Source organism: Amycolatopsis sp. N2S4-7, from assembly GCF_058119595.1.
Genome location: NZ_CP172299.1, coordinates 703,643 through 722,974 on the forward strand (window position 1 = coordinate 703,643; position 19,332 = coordinate 722,974).

Genomic DNA, 19,332 nt, shown 5'->3' on the forward strand with positions numbered 1-19,332 from the left:
CCGTCCGGTACCCCCGGCGTGTTCCCTCGTGGAGGCGTCATGCTCAAGACCCTGCTCCTCGCCTCGGTGGTCACCGCGGCGTCGCTGGCCGCCCCGCCGGCCGGAGCCGCGGCGGCGAACGTCGTCGTGGCCAAGGACGGCTCCGGCAGCTACACGAGCGTCCAGGCCGGGATCGACGCCGTCTCGGCGGGCGGCACCGTCTCGGTCAAGCCCGGCACCTACCGGGAGGTGATCTCCGTCCCCGCGGCCAAGACCGGGATCACCCTGCGCGGGACCACCGGCAAGGCGTCCGACGTCGTCGTCGACTACGACAACGCCAGCGGGACGAAGAAACCCGACGGCTCGACGTACGGCACCTCGGGCAGCGCGACGGCGACGATCGCCGCGAACGGCTTCACCGCGACCGCGCTGACCTTCCGCAACTCCTTCGACCGGGCCGCCCACCCGGAGATCACCGCCACCCAGGCGGTCGCGGTCAAGACCACCGGCGACCGGATGGTCTTCGACAACGTCACCTTCCTCGGGCACCAGGACACGCTGTACGCCGACACCGCCGCCGTCGGCACGGTCGGGCGCCAGTACTACCGGAACTGCTCGATCAGCGGGGACGTCGACTTCCTCTTCGGCCGCGCCACCGCGGTGTTCGACCGGGCGACGATCACCGCGCTCGACCGCGGCTCCAGCTCGAACAACGGTTACCTGACCGCGGCCAGCACCCGGCGGAGCAACCCGTACGGCTTCCTGGTCGTCGGCAGCCGCGTCGTCAGCTCGGCGGCGAACTCCAGCTACCACCTCGGCCGGCCGTGGCACCCCGGCGGCGACGTCGACGCCATCGCGCAGGTCGTCATCCGGGAGACCGTCCTGCCGGCGGCTATCAAGCAGGCGCCGTGGACGGACATGTCCGGCTTCTCGTGGAAGGACGCCCGGTTCTTCGAGTACCACAACACCGGCCCGGGCGCGGGGACCGGCGCCGACCGGCCGCAGCTGACCACCGCCCAGGCCGCGACCTACACCGCGCAGCGGTACCTCGCGGGCGGCGACGGGTGGAACCCCGTGCACTGAGACCGCCGCGGGGTGGGGAAAAACCTCCCGACGGCTCTTGACGGCGGGCGTGTGAACGTCAACCATCTCACCGTCACCTCACCCCGGAAGCCGTGAGCTGCCACCAGTTCGGAAGTGTTAACGCTAACAGTACGTCCAGGATCAGCGTCGAACCGAGGACCCCCATGAAACTGCGCCGCCTCCCGGCCGTCGTCGCCGCGGCCGCCGCCCTGCTGAGCGCCCCCGCGGCCCAGGCCGCGACCTACCCGAACCCGGGCTACGTCACCGGGGACATCGAGGCGGTGCACGACCCGTCGATGATCCGCGCGGCCGACGGCAGCTACCTGCTGTACTCGACCGACCAGTACCTGCAGGTCCGCCGCTCGACCGACCGGATCCACTTCACGAAGATCGGGTCCGTCTTCCCGAACGGCGCGCCGTGGACCGCGCCGTTCACCGACCCGGCCAACCCCGGGTACCTGTGGGCGCCGGACATCTCGTTCCACAACGGCAAGTACTACCTGTACTACGCCGCCTCGACGCTGGGCTCGCGCAACTCGGCGATCTTCCTGGCCACCAGCACGACCGGGCTGCCGGGCAGCTGGACGAACCAGGGCATCGTCGTGCAGACGAGCACGAGCAACGACTACAACGCGATCGACCCGAACCTGTTCGTCGACTCTTCGGGCCGGTGGTGGCTGAGCTTCGGCTCGTGGTGGACCGGGATCAAGATGTACCGGCTCGACCCGGCCACCGGCAAGCGCAGCACCACCGACACCGCGATGCGCAGCATCGCCCAGCGCACGGGGAGCACGTCCGCCGAGGAAGCGCCCTACATCGTCCAGCACGGCGGCTACTTCTACCTGTTCGTCTCGTGGGACCTGTGCTGCCAGGGCACGAAGAGCACCTACCGCGTGATGGTCGGGCGGTCGACCTCGATCACCGGGCCCTACACGGACCGCAACGGGGTCCGGATGACCGCCGGCGGCGGCACGCAGATCCTGGCCGGCCACGGCGACGTCCACGGCCCGGGTCACGTGGCCGTGCTGCACGACACCGACGCCGACGTGCTCGTCTACCACTACTACTACTCGGACGCGACACCGCTGACGGGGAAGCTCGGCATCAACCTCATCGGCTACGACAGCGCCGGCTGGCCGTACGTCTACTGAACTCCGGGAGACCCGTCATGCCCCGATTACGTGCGCTCTTCGCGACGATCGGTGTCGCGCTCGCCGTGTCCGTGGCCGCCCCGCACGCGGCGGCCGCCGCCACGGATGTCCCGGTCACCGACCCCAACCTCGCCTACGCCGGCCGGTGGACCACCGAATCGGCCGGCGCCGTCCCGCACTGGGCCGGCGCCTACGTCACCACGAAGTTCACCGGGACCACGGTCAAGGTGAAGGCCCGCAACGCGGTGAACTTCTACGCGAGCGTCGACAACGGCCCCGACGTGTTCTACGCCGGGGTGAAGGGCGTCGTTTCCCTGACGCCGGCGGCGTTGCCGGCCGGGACCCACTCGCTGCGGCTGTCCTACCGCTCCGGGGACACGATCTTCCAGGGGCTCGTCCTCGACTCCGGCGCGAAGACGGCCGCACCGGCGGTGCCGTCGAAACTCGTCGAATTCGTCGGCGACTCCATCACCTACGGCGCGCTGACGAGCAAGCTCGCGCTGTCGGCGTACGGCTGGCAGGTGGGCGAAAAACTGGGCGTGCGGCACACGCAGATCGCCCGCTCCGGGTACTGCCTGGTGGCGGCCTCCGGGTGCGTCGGGCAGAGCACGCAGTTCTTCAGGACCGACAGCACCGGCGACGCGGCCTGGGACTTCGCGCGCTACCAGGCGAGCGCGGTGGTCATCAACCTCGGCACGAACGACGCCGGTCACGGCGTCAGCGGGCCCGATTTCCAGGCCGCGTACACGAAGCTGCTCCGGGACACGCGGGCCAAGTACCCGAACGCGACGCTGTTCGCCTTCGAGACGCTGAAGAAGCGCTACGTCACCGAGACGAAGAACGCCGTCGCGGCCCTGGGTGACGCGAAGGTCCGGTTCATCACCACCGAAGGCTGGCTGACGACCGGCACCGACTACGCGGACGGCGACGGTCACCCGAACGACGCCGGGCACGCCAAGATCGCCGAGCGGCTGGCGCCGATCCTCGCGCCCACGCTGCAGGCGCCGGCTCTGGCCGCCGCGGGGAACGGCCTGCCGACCGACCCCAACATCCGGTACTTCGGGCGCTGGGACACCACTTCACCGACCGCCTACGTCTCCGAATGGGCCGGGGCGTACGTGGTCACCGGCTTCACCGGCACCACGGTGAAGCTGAAGCAACGCGGCGTGATCGACCTGTTCGCGAGCATCGACGGCGGCGCTTTCGTGCCGTACAAGAACGTGAGCGGCACGGTGAACCTCACGCCCCAACCCCTGAAGGCGGGCAATCACGTCCTGCGCGTGTCCTACCGCCCGGTCGCCGGTTCCTACCACGGGGACGCGGTCTTCGGCGGCGTGACCCTGGATTCCGGCGCGGCGACCTTCGCCGCGTCCGTCCCGGCGAAGCTCATCGAGTTCGTCGGCGACTCGATCACCGTCGGCCAGCTGTCGTCGGCCCAGGCACTGACCGCGTACGGCTGGCTCGTCGGCGAGCGGCTCGGCCAGGCCCACACCCAGATCGCGGTCGGCGGCGCCTGCCTGTACCCCTCGGCCGACGGCTGCCTCGGCATGCGGGACCGGTTCCTCAAGACCGGCCTCGACGCGTCCACCCCGGACTGGAACTTCGCGCGCTACCAGGCGAGCACCGTGGTCGTGAACCTCGGCACCAACGACGCCGGCCACCACGTGACCGGCGCGCAGTTCCAGGCCGCGTACGTCACCCTCCTCCAGCGGATCCGGGCCAAGTACCCGAACGCCACCGTCCTCGCGCTCGAGACGTTCCGGAAGCGCTTCGTCACCGAGACGAAGAACGCGGTCGCCGCCATGGGCGACGCCAGGATCCGGTTCGTGAACACCGAAGGCTGGATCACCGAAGCGACCGACACCGTGGACAACGTGCACCCGAACGACGCCGGCCACCGCAAGATCGCCGACCGGCTCGCCCCGCTCATCGGCTGACCGGAGGTCGCGACCGTGCCCCACCCCCGCAGGACCACCCTCACCGCCGGCGCCGCCGGTTTCGCGCTCGGCGGCCGCGCCGCCGCGGCCACCCGGGAGACCGTGCCGGGCGGCAGCTTCGCGAGCTACAGCACCCTGCAGCCGGAGGGCTCACCGGGGCCGACCTGCTACCGCGCCCGCAACGTCCACCTCGGCCGCAGCCGGGCGTGAGGAGAAACCCATGACGATCAGCCGCAGGACCCTCCTGGCCGGCGCGGCCGCGGTGCCCCTCGGCGTCGCGTTCCTCCCGGCCGCGGCCGAGGCGGCGCCCGCGTTCGGCCTGACGAACAGCGGCGGCTACTACACCGTGTCCACCGGCGCGGGCCTGGTCTTCAAGATCAAGCAGAGCGGCGGCGACCTGACGTCGTTGACCTACAACGGCGTCGAGCTGCAGCCGGCCGGCACGAACGGCTCCCACGTGGAGTCCGGCCTGGGCAGCACCGCGAAGGTGACGGCCGGCCGGAGCGGCAACTACGTGATCGTCACCGAGTCCGTCACCAACTGGTACGGCAGCGGCACCCTGGTCCACTACTTCGTCGCGGTCAACGGCCGCAACGACATCTACATGGCCACCTACGTCGACTTCGCGGGCGGTGGCGAGCTCCGCTGGATCCAGTACCTGAACCGGGACGTGCTGAGCAGTGTCGACACGCCGTCGGACGTCAAGGGCGGCACCCCCATCGAGTCGAGCGACATCGACCTCGTCAACGGCCAGACCCGGTCCAAGTACTACTCCAACCGCCGGGCCCTCGACCAGACCCCGCGCGGTGTCACCGGAAGCGGCATCGGCGTCTACCTGGCCTACGGAAACCGCGAAAGCAGCGCGGGCGGGCCGTTCTTCCGCGACATCGAACAGCAGGGCACCAGCGCGTCCATCGAGCTGTACAACTACCTATACTCCGGGCACAACCAGACCGAGAGCCAGCGGCTCGGCGTCCTGTACGGACCCTACGCCTTGATGATCGCGGGGACGTCGACGCCGGGCACGCCGGACATGAGCTTCCTGAGCACTCTCGGACTGCGCGGGTACGTGGCGACGTCCGCGCGGGGTTACGTCGTCGGCAAGGCATCCGGCGTCGCGAGCGGCAAACAGGCCGTCGTCGGGTTCGCGAACGGCCAGGCGCAGTACTGGGCGCTGCCGAACGCCGACGGCAACTTCAGCAGCCCGGCGATGAAACCCGGCACCTACACGCAGACGCTCTACCAGGGCGAGCTGGCCGTGGCCACCCGCCAGGCCGGCGTGACGGCCGGGGCCACCACGACCGGGCAGAACATCACGTCGACGTGGTCGACACCGCCGGCCGTGTTCCGGATCGGGGACTGGGACGGGACGCCGGGCGGGTTCAAGAACGCCGGGAACGTCACCTGGATGCACCCCTCGGACACCCGGATGAGCGGCTGGGGACCGACGACGTTCACCGTCGGCAGCGCCGTGAGCGGCTTCCCGGCCTACCAGTGGAAGGACGTCAACAACCCGACGACGGTCCGGTTCTCCCTGACCTCGAGCCGGCTCGCGGCCCGGACCGTCCGGATCGGGATCAGCGCGGCCCACGCCGGCGGCCGCCCGCAGATCCGGGTGAACGACTGGACGTCGCCGGCCCCCGGGGCGTCGTCGCAGCCCAGCTCGCGGAGCCTGACCATCGGCACCTACCGCGGGAACAACGCCCTGTTCACCTACCAGGTCCCGGCGAGCGCCTTCGTGGCCGGGACGAACACCCTGACGATCACGGTGATCAGCGGGTCCGGCGGCAGTGGCCACCTCAGCCCCGGATTCGCGTACGACTGCGTGGAGATGTCTTGATGATGCGCCGGTTCCTGGCCTTCGTGCTCGCCCTGCTCGTCTCGGCCGGGCTCTGCACCGCACCCGCGTCCGCCGTCGAGGCGGCGCCCGCGAAGCACCAGGTCACCTTCGACAAGTACTCGCTGCTGCTGGACGGCCGCCGCCAGGTCGTCTGGTCCGGCGAGTTCCACCCGTTCCGGCTGCCCAGCCCGGACCTGTGGCGTGACGTGCTGCAGAAGATGAAGGCCACCGGCTACACGGCCGTCTCGATCTACTTCGACTGGAACTACCACTCGCCGGCGCCGGGGGTGTACGACTTCACCGGCGTCCGCGACATGGACCGCGTGCTCGACCTGGCGGCCGAGGCCGGGCTGTACGTCATCGCGCGGCCCGGCCCGTACATCAACGCCGAGGTGACCGGCGGCGGCTTCCCGGCGTGGCTGAGCACCCAGGCCGGCCGGGCCCGCAGCGACGCGCCGGACTACCTCGCGGCGTCCGACGAGTGGCTGACGCAGATCGACCGGATCATCGCCCGGCACCAGTACACCGACGGCCGCGGTTCGGTGATCCTCTACCAGATCGAGAACGAGCTGGCCGCGACCGGGACCGCGCAGCGGAACTACATCGCCCACCTCTACGACAAGGTCCGGGCCGACGGCATCTCCGTCCCGGTCTTCCACAACGACAAGGGCCGCAACGGCAGCTGGGTGCCGGCGGACTCCGGCGTGCCCGGCACCGTGCCGGGCAAGGTCGACCTGTACGCCTTCGACGGCTACCCGGGCGGCACCTGCCGGACCGACGCGACGCCGGGCAACCCGAACGCCGCGCCGGACTGGGGCACGTACGGGCCGGGCGGGGCGAAGGGCGGCGCGAGCGCGTCGCCGAACACGCCCGGGTTCGTCGCCGAGTTCGGCGGCGGCTGGTTCGACTACTGGGGCAGCAACGGCACCTACCCGTGCACCGCGGTCCGGCAGGGCCCGGGCTACGAGCGCGTGTTCTACGGCACCAACCTCGCGAACGGCCTGACGCTGCAGAACTTCTACATGACCTTCGGCGGCACGTCGTGGGGCCGGCTCCCGGCCCCGGTCGTCTATTCGTCCTACGACTACGGCGCGGCGATCGACGAAGGGCGTCAGCTGCGGCCCAAGGCGCTGACGATGAAGGAGCTGGGCTACTTCCTCGCCACCGTCCCCGACCTGGCCAAAATGGACCACGGTGACCCGGTGACCCCGTCGTCGTCGGCGGTGAAGGTCTACCACAACGTCAACCCGGACACCGGCGTGCACTTCTACCTGCCGGTGCACTCGCCGTCGAACCTGACGACCGACGACACCTTCACCTTCCCGCTGTCCACTCCGGACGGTTCCTACACCGTGCCGCTGCGGCTCGACGGCCAGGACGCCAAGCACCTGGTGGCGAACTTCGACGTCGCGGGCCAGCACCTGGTGTACTCGACGTCGGAGCTGATGGCCCAGGCGGCCGGAACCGTGCTGCTGCACGGCAGGCCGGGCGAGGACGGCGAGACGGTGCTGCGGTACGCGTCGCGGCCGCGCGTGGACGTCCTTTCCGGGGACGTCACGACGACCTGGACCGGCAACGACCTCCGGCTGACCTACCGCCACGACGGTCTCGCGCGGGTCCGGATCAGCGGCGGCGGCCGCCCGGCCGTCACGCTGCTGCTCGCCGACGATCCGACCGCCGGCACGTTCTGGCTCGTGTCGGGCTTGCTCGTGCGTGGCCCGGACCTGGTGCGAACCGCGCGGTCCTGGCCCTTCGCCTCGCTGACCGGGGACACGAAGGCGGCGAGGGACCTCGAGGTGTGGGGCGCGCGCGGCCCGGTGGTGTTCTGGAACGGCACCGCGGTGCCGGTGCGGCCGACCGCGTCGGGCAGCGTGGCCGCGGTCCGGCCGCTGCCCGGGCCCGCCGACCCGCGGCTGCCCGAGCTCACCGGCTGGCGGTCCGCGCCCGGTTCGCCGGAGTCGGAGCCGGGGTACGACGACTCGGCGTGGCCGGCCGCGGACCGGACCACGACGAACAGCACCACTCCGCCGCCGGCCGGGCAGCCGGTGCTCACGGCCGACGACTACGGCTTCGGCGTCGGCGACGTCTGGTACCGCGGGCGGTTCACCGGCTCGCCGGGGGAGCAGGTGAGCCTGCGCTACGGCGGGGGCGGCGCCGGGATGCTCCAGGCGTGGCTGGACGGGCACTACCTCGGGCAGAACGTCCTGCCGTCCGCCCTGGCCTCGCCGCCGACGACCGGCACGGCGACGTTCACCGTGCCCGAGGGCCTGCGCGGCGACGGCCCGCACGTGCTGTCGGTGATGGTGCGGAACAACGGCCACAACGAGGACGGCGGCGTCAACGACGCGCACAAGGAGGGGCGCGGGCTGATCTCCTCGTCGCTGACCGGGGTGGCGTGGAAGCTCCAGGGCGGGACGGCGGACCCGGTGCGCGGCCCGCTGAACAGCGGCGGTCTCGCCGGGGAGCGCGCGGGCTGGCACCTGCCCGGCTTCCCGGACCGGGCCTGGACCCCGGCGGCGGTACCGGCGGCGACCGCTTCGCCGGGGACGACGTGGTACCGCACGACGTTCGACCTGCGCGTCCCGCACGGCCAGGACACGTCGGTCGGCCTGACCCTCGGCGACCCGGCCCGGCCCCGCTCCGGCGGGCGGTACCGGGTGCTGATCTTCCTCAACGGCTGGAACCTCGGGCAGTACGTCGCGGACGTGGGCCCGCAGCACACGTTCGCGCTGCCGACCGGGATCCTGGACCCGCACGGCCGCAACACCCTGGCGCTGGCGGTGACCAGTGACGGCGGCGAGGGCAACGGCCTGGAGCGGGTCGCGCTCACCGACCTCGGCTCGGCGCGCGGCGGGGTCCCGGTCCGCGAGGTCGCGTCACCGGGATGGCGGCGGTGAGAGGGCCTTGGAGCGGGCGACGAGGTGGCCCGCCTTGAGGACGAGGTCGCGTGGGGGCCGCGTCACGACCGCGTGGGCCGGGGTGTCCGCCTCGACCACCACGAGATCGGCCGGCGCGCCCTCGGCCAGGCCGTAGCCGTCGAGGCCGAGGGCGCGGGCGCCGCCGTACGTCACCGCCTCCAGCGCGACCTCGATGTCCTCGTCGCGGCGGAACGTGCTGCGGTAGGCCAGGTGCATCGCCCGTTCCAGGAGGTCGCCGCTGCCGTACGGGCTCCACAGGTCGCGGATGTCGTCGTGCCCGCAGGCGACGTTGACCCCGGCCGCGCGCAGCTTCTTCACCGGCGGGACGGGGAAGTCGAAGATCGCCGCCGTCGTGATCGTGATGCCCGCTTCGGCGAGCCCGGCCGCCAGCCGGTCCTGGGTCGCGGCGTCGGCTTGGGCGAGCGCGTACGCGTGGCTGACCGTCACCCGGCCGGCGAGGCCCGCGGCGCGGGTCCGCTCGATGATCAGCTCCAGCTCGAACACGCCGAGCGAGCCGCCGTCGTGCAGGTGCAGGTCGATCCGGACGCCGTGGCGCTCGGCGAGGCCGAAGACGACGTCGAGGTGGCGGACCGGATCGCGGTCCATCCCGGCCGGGTCGATCCCGCCGACCGCGCTCACCCCGAGACCGATGGCCTCCTCCAGCAGGCCGGCGGTGCCCGGGTTGGTGAGGATGCCGCTCTGCGGGAAGGCGACCTGCTCGACGGTGATCCGGCCGGCCAGCCGCGCGGCGATGTCCCGCACGACCTCGACCCCGGCCAGGCCGGTACCGGCGTAGACGTCGGTGTGCGTGCGCACGTGGGTGGTGCCCGTGGCGGCCATGGTCTCCAGCAGCGCGGTGACGCGGGCCGGGTCGGGCAGCCCGAGCTCGGCGCGGCGGACGCGTTCGTCGGCGATCCGGTCGGCCAGCGCGGGCCCGGCCGAGTGCGGCCGCCACGGCCCGCCGTACAGCGTCTTGTCCAGGTGGCAGTGGGCCTCCACCAGGCCCGGCAGGACGAGCCGGCCGCCGAGGTCGAGCACCTCCGCGTCACCGGCGTCGAGGCCCGGTCCGAGCTTGGCGACGACGCCGTCGCGGATGAGGAGGTCGGCCGGGCCGCCGGCTCTCCAGGGGCGGCCGTCGCGAAGCAGAAGTCCGGGCATCGTCGCTCCTTCTCGTCGCTGCCGAGCTTTACAGCCCGGCCCGGGAGAAGGAAGGCCCGGTGCGCGGGGTGCGCACCGGGCCGCCCGGTCAGGTCAGCTTGTTCTTGAGCTCCTTGGCTTTGCCTTTGGCGGTGCCCTTCGCGTCTTGCAGGGGTGCGTAGGTGCCGTAGAGGGCGGGGTCGGGTTTGGGGGCGGTGCCGGGGCCGCCGAGCGGCTGGGGGTCGGTGAGGTATTCGATGCCGTCGCGGGTGGTCCAGCCGCCTTTGGCGCCGTCGGGTCCGTCGGAGAGGTGCCAGATGGTGTTGTTGTGGGTCTGGTCTTCTTCGTCGAGCAGGGCGTTGGGGGCGATGTCGTCTTCGAGGCCGTCGGCTTTGAGTTCTTCGATGGCGGCGAGCCATTGTTTCTGGTGGACGGTGTCGCGGGCGAGGTTGAACTTGAGCATGGCTTTGACGCCGGGGTCGTCGGTCATGTTGTAGAGCCGGGCGGTTTGGAGGCGGCCTTGGGCTTCGGCGGCGGCGTTGGCGCGGAAGTCGGCGAGCAGGTTGCCGGAGGCGACGATGTATTTGCCGTTCCAGGGGTAGCCGTTGGAGTCGGCGGGCAGGGCGCCGCCGCCGGCGACGATGGCTTGCTGGGGGTCCATCCCGCCGATGACGGCGGCCATGACGGGGTCTTTGACGGCTTCGGCGGTCATGGTGGCGGGGGCGCCTTCCAGCAGGCGGGCGACCATGGTGGCGAGCATTTCGACGTGGCCGATTTCTTCGGTGGCGGTGTCCATGATGAGGTCTTTGTACTTGCCTTCGATGCGGCAGTTCCAGCCTTGGAAGAGGTACTGCATGGTGACGGTCATTTCGCCGTAGGCGCCGCCGATGAGTTCCTGGAGTTTGTGGGCGTAGACGGGGTCGGGCTTTTCGGGCTTGGCTTCGAACTGCAGCAGCTTCGTGTGACGGAACACGTGGTTTCCTCCGTCGTCCGGGGTCTGGGCTCCGCCGTCACCGGCGGTCGCTGGGACGTTCCCGTGCCTCGGGGCGATAACCGCGGAACCCGGGTTTTCCGCACGCCCGGGCGATGTTTGGGGCCGTGCGCGACCGGGTAGGAGTTGATCACCTGCAGCGCACCCTGGAAGGAGAACCCCGATGAGCGACCTGTCCGCCCTGCTGCTGACGGCGACAACCACGACGCCCCGGCCGGGAACGGTGAAGGTCACGGTGACGGGCGAGCTCGACATGGCCACGTGCCCCCGGCTCGACGAGGAGTTCGCCGCCGCCGTGGCGGCGGCCCCGCACCGGCTGGTCGTCGACCTGCTCGGCGTCGGTTTCTGCGGCGTGACGGGCGTGGCGTCCTTGGGGAGGCTGCGCGCCCGCTGCGCCGACGCGGGGATCGACCTGGTGGTGAAGCCGTCCCGGGTGGTGCGGCGAGCCCTCGACCTCGCGGCGGTCGCCCCGCTCTTCCGCCTTGAGGGCCGCGTCCTCGAGCAGGAGCAGCTCATCGCCCGGTGACCGCCGGTTCGGCCTTCTTCGCCCGGCCGCGGCCTGTTCGCCAGGTGACAACCGGTGCGGGACCACGAATCGTGCGTCTCCGGGACCTCCTCCCGAAGATCCGTTGGCCGCACACCCCTTCCGGGCCGCGGCGACGAACGTCCGACAATTCACCGACGTCGGTTCTCCCGGCCGTGGAACGTATCCCGTGCGGCCCGGCCCGCTCCTGTACGCCGAGCGCGCGGGATACCCGTGTCGCGGAGGGGCGGGCATGGGCGGGGTGGACCTCGGGGTGCTGGGACCGTTCGAAGTGCGGCTCGACGGCGAGCCGCGGGAGGTCGGCGGGCCGCGGCTGCGGACCCTGCTGGCGGTGCTGGCCGCGGAGGCGGGCCGCGTCGTGAGCGTGCCCGCGCTCGGCCGGGCGCTGTGGGGCGAGCGGCCGCCCGCGCACGCCGACCGGACCGTGCGGACCTACCTCTCGCGGCTGCGCGGCACCGTGGACTCCCGGATGATCCTGACCCGGTCACCGGGGTACGTGCTGCACGTGGCGCCCCACGCCCTCGACGCGGTGCGGTTCGAACAGCTCGCCACCGAGGGGCGGCGCGCCCTCGCCGGCGGCGAACCGGCCGCCGCGCGGGAGCACCTGGCGGCCGCGCTGGCCCTGTGGCGCGGCCGCGCCTACGAGGAGTTCCCCGACGTCGAAACCCTGAGGGCGGAGGGGATGCGGCTGGACCGGCTCCGCCACACCGCCGTCCAGGACCGGATCGACGCCGACCTCGCGGCCGGCGAAGACACCGGGCTGATCGCCGAACTCGAGGCGCTGACCGCCGCGTTCCCGGGGCACGAACGGCTGTGGGCGCAGCTGATGACCGCGCTGTACCGCGCCGGGCGGCAGGGCGACGCGCTGGAGGCGTTCCGGCGGGCCCGGCACGGCCTGATCACCGCCTCCGGCGTGGAACCGTCGCCGGTATTGGCGCAGGTGCACCGGCAGGTGCTGGCCCACGATCCGGCCCTGCTCGCGGTCCCGGCCGTGGTGACCGCCCCCGGCGACGCGCTGGCCGCCGGGGAGCACGCGCTGCTGGAGGACGGCGACCTCCGCACGAGCCGGGAGCACTTCGAAGCCGCCTACCGCCGGGCCGAGCGGGCCGGGGACGACGACGCCCTCGGCCGCGCGGTCCTCGGCCTGGGCGGGGTGTGGGTGCACGAACACCGGACGTCGGCCGCCTCGACGTCGCTGCTGACGCGCCTGCGGCACGCGCTGGAGCGGGTCGATCCCGCGTCGTCGCTCGGGCGACGGCTCCAGGCCCGGCTCGCGGGCGAACTGGACTACGAGGAGGGCACGCACGAGCGGATCTTCGCGATCCTCGAGCGGACGAGGGAGGCGGACGACCCGGTCGCGCACGCCGAAGCGCTGAGCGTGGCCCACCACTGCCTGCTCGGCCCGGACCACACGGACCTGCGGCGCACTCTCGCGACCGAGCTCGTCGGGGTGAGCAGCCGCTCCGGGCGGCGCACCGACCTCGTCATGGGCGTGCTGTGGGACACCGTCGACCTGTTCCTCGCCGGGGACCCGCACGCGCAGCGGCGGCTCGGCGAGCTCGAAGACCTGCTGGCCGCGCGGAAGCACCTGGCCGCGGGGTTCGTGGCCGACGCCCTCGGCGTCATGCTCGCCATCCGCGCCGGCCGGTTCCGCGAGGCCGAAGCGGGTGCGCAGGCCTGCGCCGAACTCGGGCAGGCGGCGGGCGATCCGGACTCGCTCGGCTGGTACGGGGCGCAGCTGGTGGCGATCCGGTGGTTCCAGGGCCGGCTCGGGGAACTGGTGCCGGTGCTGGACGGGCTGATGCACTCGCCGACGCTCAGCCCGATCGACAACTCGTACTACGCGGCGCTGGCCGTGGCGTCGGCGTCGGCTGGGGACCGCCGCACGGCCGCGGGCGCGCTGGCGAGGCTGTGCGGTGACGACCTGGGAGCGCTGCCCCGGTCGAGCACGTGGCTGATCGCGCTGTGCGGCGCCGCGGAAACGGCGTACCTGCTGGACGACCGCGCGACGGCGGCGCGGATCCGCGAGCTGCTGAGCCCGTTCGGTCACCTGCCCGCGATGGCGAGCCTCGCCATCGCCTGCTTCGGCTCGGTCCGCTACCAGCTGGGCACGACGGCCCTGACGACGGGCGACCTGGACCGGGCGGTGACGCACCTGCGGGCCGCGGTCCGGCACAACCTCGCGCTGGCCCACTGGCCGGCGGTGGTGCTCTCCCGCCGCCGGCACGCCGGGGCCCTGCGCCGCCGCGGCGCTCCCGGCGACGCGGCGGCCGCGGACCGCGAACTCGCCGCGGCCGCCGAAGAGGCCCGGACGTTCGACGAGCCGTCGGTCACCGGGCGATGACCGGCAACGGCTCGAAAGTGCGGCCCGCCGGCCGGAACAGCGGGCGTCCACCCTGGCCGCGGGCGCGACGCCCGCTGGCCACCGCCCGTGGACCCACCCGCCCTTACGTGATCGGCACCGTCGCGATGCACGAATCCGTTCCGTTGTCGAACTTCGTCGACGCCGTGCCGTACGAGCCGGCCGGTACGTCGATGCCCGACGGGATCGTCAGGCCCGTGCTGCCCGTCGTCGGGACCGAGCGGGTGTAGACGGTGTGCGTCGTCAGGCCGTCGCGGTAGGAGATCCGCAGGAGCAGGTTGCCCGCGTCGCCGATGTACGGCCCCGATGACGTGATCGCGCCGATCATGTGGTGGTAGCCACCGGAGGTCTCGTAGCGGAGGGTGAACCTGCCGCCGAAGTCGCCGGCCTGGCAGGTGCCCGTCTTCTCGCTGATCGTGGCCGCCTGCGCCGGGGTCGCCAGCACCGTCACGCCGGCCACCAGCGCGACCAGCCCGGCCTGTACCGCAGTCTTCATCTCTTCCTCCCGCTCGCTTCACCGGTCATCCTGCCCGGTCCCGCTTCCGTTCCGCTTCCGTCAGGACGTGGTGCGGACCAGGTGGACCGGGCAGGCGGCGTGGTGCAGGAGAGCCTGGCCGGTGGAGCCGAGCAGCAGGCCGGGGAAGCCACCGCGGCCGCGGTCGCCGAGCACGACCAGCTGCGCGCTGCCGCTGCGCTCGACCAGTTCGCGCCGGGGGTGGGCGTGGACGACAACCTGCTCGACCACGACGTCGCCGGTCTCGTGGGCGAGGACCCGCTCGCCGAGCAGCCGGCGCCCGGCCTCGGTGACGCACCGCGGGTCCCGGTGCGGCGGCGGGCTGTCGGCCCAGGCGTGCAGCACGACCAGGGGAGCGCGACGGGTGCGAGCCTCGGCGAGGGCGGTCGCGAGGACGCGGGTGCCGGCTTCGCTGCCGTCGATCCCGGTGACGATCGGGCGCTCGGCGGCCCCGGGCTCGTCCCAGCTGTCCCCGCGGACGACGACGGTGTCGCAGCGGGCGTGGGTCCCGACCGCCCCCGCCACGGACCCGGCGAGCAGGCTGGTGAGCCTGCCGTGCCCCGTCGACCCGACGACGAGCAGTGCGGCGGTGCGCGACGCCTCGATCAGCGCCTGGGCGGCGCGGTCGGAGTCGAGCCGGGTGACCGCGCCGGGCACGCCCTGCGCGGCGGCCAGCTCCCGCGCGGTCCGCAGCGCCCGGTGCCCGCGGGCGCGCAGCGCGTCGACCATCTCCTCCGGCGGCGGCACGACCCCGCCCGCGAGCAGGGCCGGGACGTCGAGGGCGTGCACGATCTCCAGGGGCGCGTCCCGCAGGCGGGCGGTCCGCGCGGCCCAGCGGACGGCGTCGAGGGATTCGGCCGACCCGTCCACCCCGGCGACGATCGGCGGTCCCGTTCCAGCGGTCATCAGCGGCTCCTTCGTCCTGACGACGATAGGCCCGCGCGGTCGCGGCCGAAGCCCGCGTCGGGCAAGATCTGCGGCGTCCCCGCCCCGATCCCGGAGGAGCCCGATGGCGGTGCTGGTCGTGGCGGCCGCGGTGCTCGGCCTGGTCGTCGGGTCGTTCCTCAACGTCGTGATCCACCGGGTGCCGCGGGGTGAGTCGGTGGTCCGCCCGCCGTCGCACTGCCCGGGCTGCGGCCGGGAGATCCGCGCCCGGCACAACGTCCCGGTCTTCGGCTGGCTGGTCCTGCGGGGCCGGTGCGCGGGCTGCGGGAGCCGGATCAGCGTCCGCTACCCGCTGGTCGAGCTGGGCACCGCCGTGCTGTTCGCGCTGCTGGCGCTGCGGCTCGACCCGCCGGACCTGCCCGCCCACCTGTACTTCGGCGCGATCGGGATCGCGCTCGCCCTGATCGACCTCGACTGCCGCCGCCTGCCGGACGCGATCGTGGTGCCGTCCTACCCGGTCCTGGCGGTCCTGCTGACGGCGTCGGCCTGGTGGCGCGACGACTGGTGGTCGCTGGCCCGCGCCGGGATCGGCGGGGCCGCGCTGTTCGCGTTCTACCTCCTCCTGGCGCTGGGGTACCCGGCCGGGATGGGCTTCGGTGACGTCAAGCTCGCGGGGATCCTCGGCGGGGTGCTCGGGTACCTGTCCTGGGCGGCGCTGCTGATCGGCGCGTTCGGCGGGTTCCTGCTCGGCGCGGTCGCCGGGGTCGTGGTGCTCGCGGCCGGGAAGGGCGACCGCAAGACGGCGTTGCCGTTCGGGCCGTTCATGATCGCCGGTGCCCTGGTGGCGATCTTCGCGGCCGCCCCGCTCGGCCAGGCCTACCAGCGGCTGGCCGGCCTGGCCTGAGCGTCACCGGTTCCCGGACCAGCTCAGCACCGACACCTGGCGGGCCCCCGGCACCGGGTTCGCCGGATCACCGTCCACATAGGCCACCCGTGCCCTGGCCACCGCGGCACCGCCCGGCGCGCACGTCCCTGCACCGGGGCAGACGTACGCCGACAGGTAGACCCCGAAGACGAAACCGGGGGAGTCGTCCGGGACCTCGATCACCGCGCCGGTGAACGTCACGCTGCCGGTCAGCTTCACCCACAACGACCGCGCGACGACGCCGAAGCGGAAGATCGGCTCGGTGGCGTTGTTGAGCGTGATGTCCAGGGCGGCCTTGGGCGCGTACGTCGTCCCCTGCACGTAGAACCGGTTGCCGGAGTTGTTCACCGACGTCACCATCGCGCACGCGGCACTGGTGGTGTACGGCAGCTGCGTGCACCCGCTTTCCGCGCGGAGAGCGGGCGGGGTGTAGGTCAGCTCCAGCTGCAGGGCATCGACCTGGTCGGTGTGCAGCACCTTGTCCGCGTACGCCGGCACCTTGGCCGGGGTACCCGCCGCGTTGAGCTGGACGGTCAGGTTGTCCTGGTCGGAGCCGTTGTCGTTGCCGTGCACCACGGTCACCCGGGCGGACTTGAGGATCGACCCCGCCGGATCACCGACGGCGGGGCGTAGCCGGCCGCGGTCACCGTGGCGCTCTGGTTGCCACCGGCGGTGTTGGTCCAGGTGGTGAGCTTGCCGTCCACAGTGGACAGGCTGCCGGCGTCGGTGCTGCACAAGCTGGGCGTGGAGCGCCGCACCTCGGCGGCGGTCTACCTGTCCCGGCGCAACGCGGGTCCCGGCACCGGCCGGTGACGGTCAGCGGCCGAGGGTGCGGCGCGCGGACCACCCGAGCAGGGCGAGCTCCAGCACAGCGAACCCGGCCAGCACGACCGAGCCCGGCGCCCGCAGCATCGCGAGGCCGATCAGCAGCACGGGCAGCACCAGCCCCGCGTAGGCGGCGAGGAACAGCGCGGCCAGGACCTCGCCGCGGGTGAGGTCGTCCGCCAGCGCGGCCACCGCGGCGACCGCGGCGCGGAACCCGAGCCCGAACCCGGCGCCGGCGAGCGCGCTCGCGCCGAAGAACAGCGGGAGCGACCCCGAGAACGCCGACACCGCCAGCAGCACCAGGCCGGTGCCCATCAGCGCGTACCCGGACCGCAGCTGCGGCCGCGTGCCGAGGCGGGCGAACGCGAGCTGGGCGAGCGCGGCGGTGCCGAGCATCGTGAAGGGGGCGAGCCCGGCGAGCAGGCGGGACGGCTCGTGCAGCTCGTGCGCCAGCAGCGCCGGGGCGAGGGCCATGAACAGGCCGCTGATCGCGAACGCCGCGAACACGCCGATCGCGGCGCCGGTGAACTCGGACCGCGCGGCCGCCGGCAGCGCGAGCCGCTGCGGGCGGTAGGCGGGGCGTTCCTCCCGGCGTTCGACGGTCTCCGGCACCAGGCTCACCGCGATCGCCTCGAGCAGGAGCACGACCAGGAACACCGCGAACGGCGTGCGCAGCGGCTGTTCGGCGAACCGCGCGAAGAGCCCGCCGACCAGCGGCCCGAGGGCGAGACCGCCGGCGTTCACGACGGTCGCGACGAGACCGGAGCCGTCGTCCGGCCGGGTCCGGGCGCGCAGCTCGGACAGGTGCGCGGTGGCGGTCGCGGTGAGGGCGCCGATCCCGGCGCCGCTGACCAGCCGCGCGACGATCAGGCCCGGCACGTCCGGCCACAGCAGGAACAGCGCCGCGGCGAAGGCCTCGGCCAGGAGCCCGGCGAGGAGGACCCGGCGGCGGCCCAGCCAGTCGCTGACGTGCCCGGCCAGGTACAGGCTGAGCATCACCCCGACCGCGTAGGCGGCGAAGACCACCGTGACGAGGAAGGTCGGGAAGCCGTCCCGTTGCTGGTAGAGCGCGTACAGCGGCGTCGGGACGGTGGAGAACGCGAGTGCCGTCGCGAACGCCACCGCGACGACGCGGAACCCCAGGCCGTGGCTCATGCGGAGCCGGGCCGGGGAGAGGGTGACGGACATCGGGACCTTCCGGGCGGACGAGGGATCTTCCGACGTCCACCATCGCCTCGCCGACTCACCAAGTCCAACGAAAAGTCCTGGTCCCAGTTATCGTTTGAGGCGATAAAATGACGGCATGGAGACGCGTCAGCTCGAGTACTTCGTCGCCGTGGCCGAGGAGCTCAGCTTCACCCGGGCCGCCCAGCGGCTGTTCGCCGTGCAGTCCACCGTGTCCGCCGCCGTCCGGTCCCTGGAGACCGAACTCGGCACGCGGCTGTTCGACCGGTCCACCCGCCGGGTGGCGCTATCGGCGGCCGGGGCGGCGTTCCTGCCCGAGGCGAAAGCCGCGATCGAGGCCCTCGAGCGGGCGCGCGCGACCGTCCAGGAGGCGTCGGAAGGCCTGCGCGGCAGCCTCCGCATCGGCACCCTGACGTCGATCGGCGGCGTGGACCTGCCCGCGCTGCTCGGGGCGTTCCACCGGCGTTACCCCCGGGTGGACATCCACGTCACGGTGTCGATCACCGGCTCGACCGGGCTGGCCGAGGAGGTCCGCCAGGGCCGGCTCGACGCCGCCCTGGTGGGCCTGCCCGAGGCCGACCTCGCCGGGCTGGACGTGCTGCGGGTCGACACGCTGCCGTTCGTCGCCCTGCTGCCGGCCGGTCACCGGCTGGCGGCGCGGCGCGCGGTGCGCCTGGCCGACCTCGGTGGCGAAGCCTTCATCGACACGCCGCGGGGATTCGGCAACCGCGTCGCGCTGGACCGGGCCTTCGACGCCCTCGGCGCGCCGCGGCGGGTCACCGTCGAGGTCGCCGACCTGCGCACGGTGCCGGGCTACGTCCGCGCCGGCCTCGGGATCGCGGTCGTCCCGGACACCCCCGCGCCGGACGAACCGGACGTCGTCACGCTGCCCCTCGCGGGCGCCGGCCTGGACTGGCCGCTCAACCTCATCACCGCCGGCTCGAAGCCGCCGAGCCGAGCGCTGCGGACGCTGCTCGACCTCATCGGCGGCCCACCCGGTATTTGAACACGTTCAACTCTTTCGGTACCGTGGGCTGCGGGGCGGAACGAAGGGGG

The 19,332-nt window shown here is 72.9% G+C and carries 16 protein-coding genes; 10 read left to right on the forward strand and 6 right to left on the reverse strand.

Features of this window, described 5'->3' with window-relative positions; all coding sequences use genetic code 11:
- The first annotated feature begins 39 nt into the window (after positions 1–39).
- The 6 genes from ACH54P_RS03310 to ACH54P_RS03335 all read left to right on the forward strand — a co-directional run bounded on the left by ACH54P_RS03310 (position 40) and on the right by ACH54P_RS03335 (position 8,887).
- Positions 40–1,062: a pectinesterase family protein gene (locus tag ACH54P_RS03310; protein WP_489910829.1), complete on the forward strand. Its 1,023-nt coding sequence runs from the start codon at positions 40–42 to the stop codon at positions 1,060–1,062.
- Between the two features lie 164 nt (positions 1,063–1,226).
- Entirely contained in the window at positions 1,227–2,213 is a 987-nt protein-coding gene (locus tag ACH54P_RS03315) for an arabinan endo-1,5-alpha-L-arabinosidase (protein WP_489910830.1), read from the forward strand.
- Between the two features lie 17 nt (positions 2,214–2,230).
- Positions 2,231–4,150, forward strand: coding sequence for a GDSL-type esterase/lipase family protein (locus ACH54P_RS03320; RefSeq protein ID WP_489910831.1), 1,920 nt, complete (start codon positions 2,231–2,233; stop codon positions 4,148–4,150).
- Positions 4,151–4,165: 15 nt separating this feature from the next.
- Positions 4,166–4,360 carry a hypothetical protein gene (locus ACH54P_RS03325; RefSeq protein ID WP_489910832.1) on the forward strand — a complete coding sequence of 65 codons (195 nt, stop codon included), beginning with the start codon at positions 4,166–4,168 and terminating at the stop codon, positions 4,358–4,360.
- 10 nt (positions 4,361–4,370) lie between these two features.
- A complete protein-coding gene (locus ACH54P_RS03330; protein ID WP_489910833.1) occupies positions 4,371–5,990 on the forward strand; it encodes a rhamnogalacturonan lyase B N-terminal domain-containing protein in 1,620 nt (539 codons plus the stop codon).
- Complete coding sequence (locus ACH54P_RS03335) at positions 5,990–8,887, forward strand: beta-galactosidase (RefSeq protein WP_489910834.1); 2,898 nt, start codon at positions 5,990–5,992, stop codon at positions 8,885–8,887. The genes ACH54P_RS03330 and ACH54P_RS03335 overlap by 1 nt, the downstream gene beginning before the upstream one ends.
- On the opposite strand, the gene ACH54P_RS03340 is transcribed toward ACH54P_RS03335, so the two are convergent.
- Positions 8,867–10,066 carry an amidohydrolase gene (locus ACH54P_RS03340; RefSeq protein WP_489910835.1) on the reverse strand — a complete coding sequence of 400 codons (1,200 nt, stop codon included), beginning with the start codon at positions 10,064–10,066 and terminating at the stop codon, positions 8,867–8,869. The genes ACH54P_RS03335 and ACH54P_RS03340 overlap by 21 nt on opposite strands.
- 88 nt (positions 10,067–10,154) lie before the next feature.
- Positions 10,155–11,018 (reverse strand): manganese catalase, encoded by an 864-nt coding sequence (locus ACH54P_RS03345; protein ID WP_489910836.1) that lies wholly within the window; start codon positions 11,016–11,018, stop codon positions 10,155–10,157.
- A gap of 181 nt (positions 11,019–11,199) precedes the next feature.
- On the opposite strand from ACH54P_RS03345, the gene ACH54P_RS03350 reads away from it, so the two are divergent.
- Together ACH54P_RS03350 and ACH54P_RS03355 are read left to right on the forward strand one after the other, a co-directional pair.
- Entirely contained in the window at positions 11,200–11,562 is a 363-nt protein-coding gene (locus tag ACH54P_RS03350; RefSeq protein WP_489910837.1) for an STAS domain-containing protein, read from the forward strand.
- Between the two features lie 250 nt (positions 11,563–11,812).
- Positions 11,813–13,924, forward strand: a complete 2,112-nt coding sequence (locus ACH54P_RS03355) for an AfsR/SARP family transcriptional regulator (RefSeq protein WP_489910838.1) — start codon at positions 11,813–11,815, stop codon at positions 13,922–13,924.
- A 103-nt stretch (positions 13,925–14,027) separates the two neighbouring features.
- Here the strand turns inward: ACH54P_RS03355 and ACH54P_RS03360 are convergent, their stop codons facing one another.
- Positions 14,028–14,438, reverse strand: a complete 411-nt coding sequence (locus ACH54P_RS03360; RefSeq protein ID WP_489910839.1) for a hypothetical protein — start codon at positions 14,436–14,438, stop codon at positions 14,028–14,030.
- A 60-nt stretch (positions 14,439–14,498) separates the two neighbouring features.
- Positions 14,499–15,362, reverse strand: a complete 864-nt coding sequence (locus ACH54P_RS03365) for a universal stress protein (protein ID WP_489910840.1) — start codon at positions 15,360–15,362, stop codon at positions 14,499–14,501.
- 103 nt (positions 15,363–15,465) lie between these two features.
- Between ACH54P_RS03365 and ACH54P_RS03370 the strand changes: the two genes are divergently transcribed.
- Positions 15,466–16,245 (forward strand): prepilin peptidase, encoded by a 780-nt coding sequence (locus tag ACH54P_RS03370; RefSeq protein ID WP_489910841.1) that lies wholly within the window; start codon positions 15,466–15,468, stop codon positions 16,243–16,245.
- A 3-nt stretch (positions 16,246–16,248) separates the two neighbouring features.
- On the opposite strand, the gene ACH54P_RS03375 is transcribed toward ACH54P_RS03370, so the two are convergent.
- Both ACH54P_RS03375 and ACH54P_RS03380 read right to left on the reverse strand, forming a co-directional pair.
- On the reverse strand, positions 16,249–16,848 hold the full coding sequence (locus ACH54P_RS03375) for a hypothetical protein (RefSeq protein ID WP_489910842.1): 600 nt from the start codon (positions 16,846–16,848) through the stop codon (positions 16,249–16,251).
- A 234-nt stretch (positions 16,849–17,082) separates the two neighbouring features.
- Positions 17,083–18,279, reverse strand: a complete 1,197-nt coding sequence (locus tag ACH54P_RS03380) for an MFS transporter (protein ID WP_489910843.1) — start codon at positions 18,277–18,279, stop codon at positions 17,083–17,085.
- Positions 18,280–18,394: 115 nt separating this feature from the next.
- Here ACH54P_RS03380 and ACH54P_RS03385 point away from each other — a divergent pair, with 115 nt between their 5' ends.
- Complete coding sequence (locus ACH54P_RS03385) at positions 18,395–19,282, forward strand: LysR family transcriptional regulator (RefSeq protein ID WP_489910844.1); 888 nt, start codon at positions 18,395–18,397, stop codon at positions 19,280–19,282.
- Positions 19,283–19,332 lie beyond the last annotated feature (50 nt).

Bases quoted from the DNA above. Each gene is read 5' to 3' on its own strand.
- ACH54P_RS03310 (WP_489910829.1), top strand. From the start codon at position 40: ATGCTCAAGACCCTGCTCCTCGCCTCGGTGGTCACCGCGGCGTCGCTG.
- ACH54P_RS03315 (WP_489910830.1), top strand. From the start codon at position 1,227: ATGAAACTGCGCCGCCTCCCGGCCGTCGTCGCCGCGGCCGCCGCCCTG.
- ACH54P_RS03320 (WP_489910831.1), top strand. From the start codon at position 2,231: ATGCCCCGATTACGTGCGCTCTTCGCGACGATCGGTGTCGCGCTCGCC.
- ACH54P_RS03330 (WP_489910833.1), top strand. From the start codon at position 4,371: ATGACGATCAGCCGCAGGACCCTCCTGGCCGGCGCGGCCGCGGTGCCC.
- ACH54P_RS03335 (WP_489910834.1), top strand. From the start codon at position 5,990: ATGATGCGCCGGTTCCTGGCCTTCGTGCTCGCCCTGCTCGTCTCGGCC.
- ACH54P_RS03340 (WP_489910835.1), bottom strand. From the start codon at position 10,066: ATGCCCGGACTTCTGCTTCGCGACGGCCGCCCCTGGAGAGCCGGCGGC.
- ACH54P_RS03350 (WP_489910837.1), top strand. From the start codon at position 11,200: ATGAGCGACCTGTCCGCCCTGCTGCTGACGGCGACAACCACGACGCCC.
- ACH54P_RS03355 (WP_489910838.1), top strand. From the start codon at position 11,813: ATGGGCGGGGTGGACCTCGGGGTGCTGGGACCGTTCGAAGTGCGGCTC.
- ACH54P_RS03360 (WP_489910839.1), bottom strand. From the start codon at position 14,438: ATGAAGACTGCGGTACAGGCCGGGCTGGTCGCGCTGGTGGCCGGCGTG.
- ACH54P_RS03365 (WP_489910840.1), bottom strand. From the start codon at position 15,362: ATGACCGCTGGAACGGGACCGCCGATCGTCGCCGGGGTGGACGGGTCG.
- ACH54P_RS03370 (WP_489910841.1), top strand. From the start codon at position 15,466: ATGGCGGTGCTGGTCGTGGCGGCCGCGGTGCTCGGCCTGGTCGTCGGG.
- ACH54P_RS03380 (WP_489910843.1), bottom strand. From the start codon at position 18,279: ATGTCCGTCACCCTCTCCCCGGCCCGGCTCCGCATGAGCCACGGCCTG.
- ACH54P_RS03385 (WP_489910844.1), top strand. From the start codon at position 18,395: ATGGAGACGCGTCAGCTCGAGTACTTCGTCGCCGTGGCCGAGGAGCTC.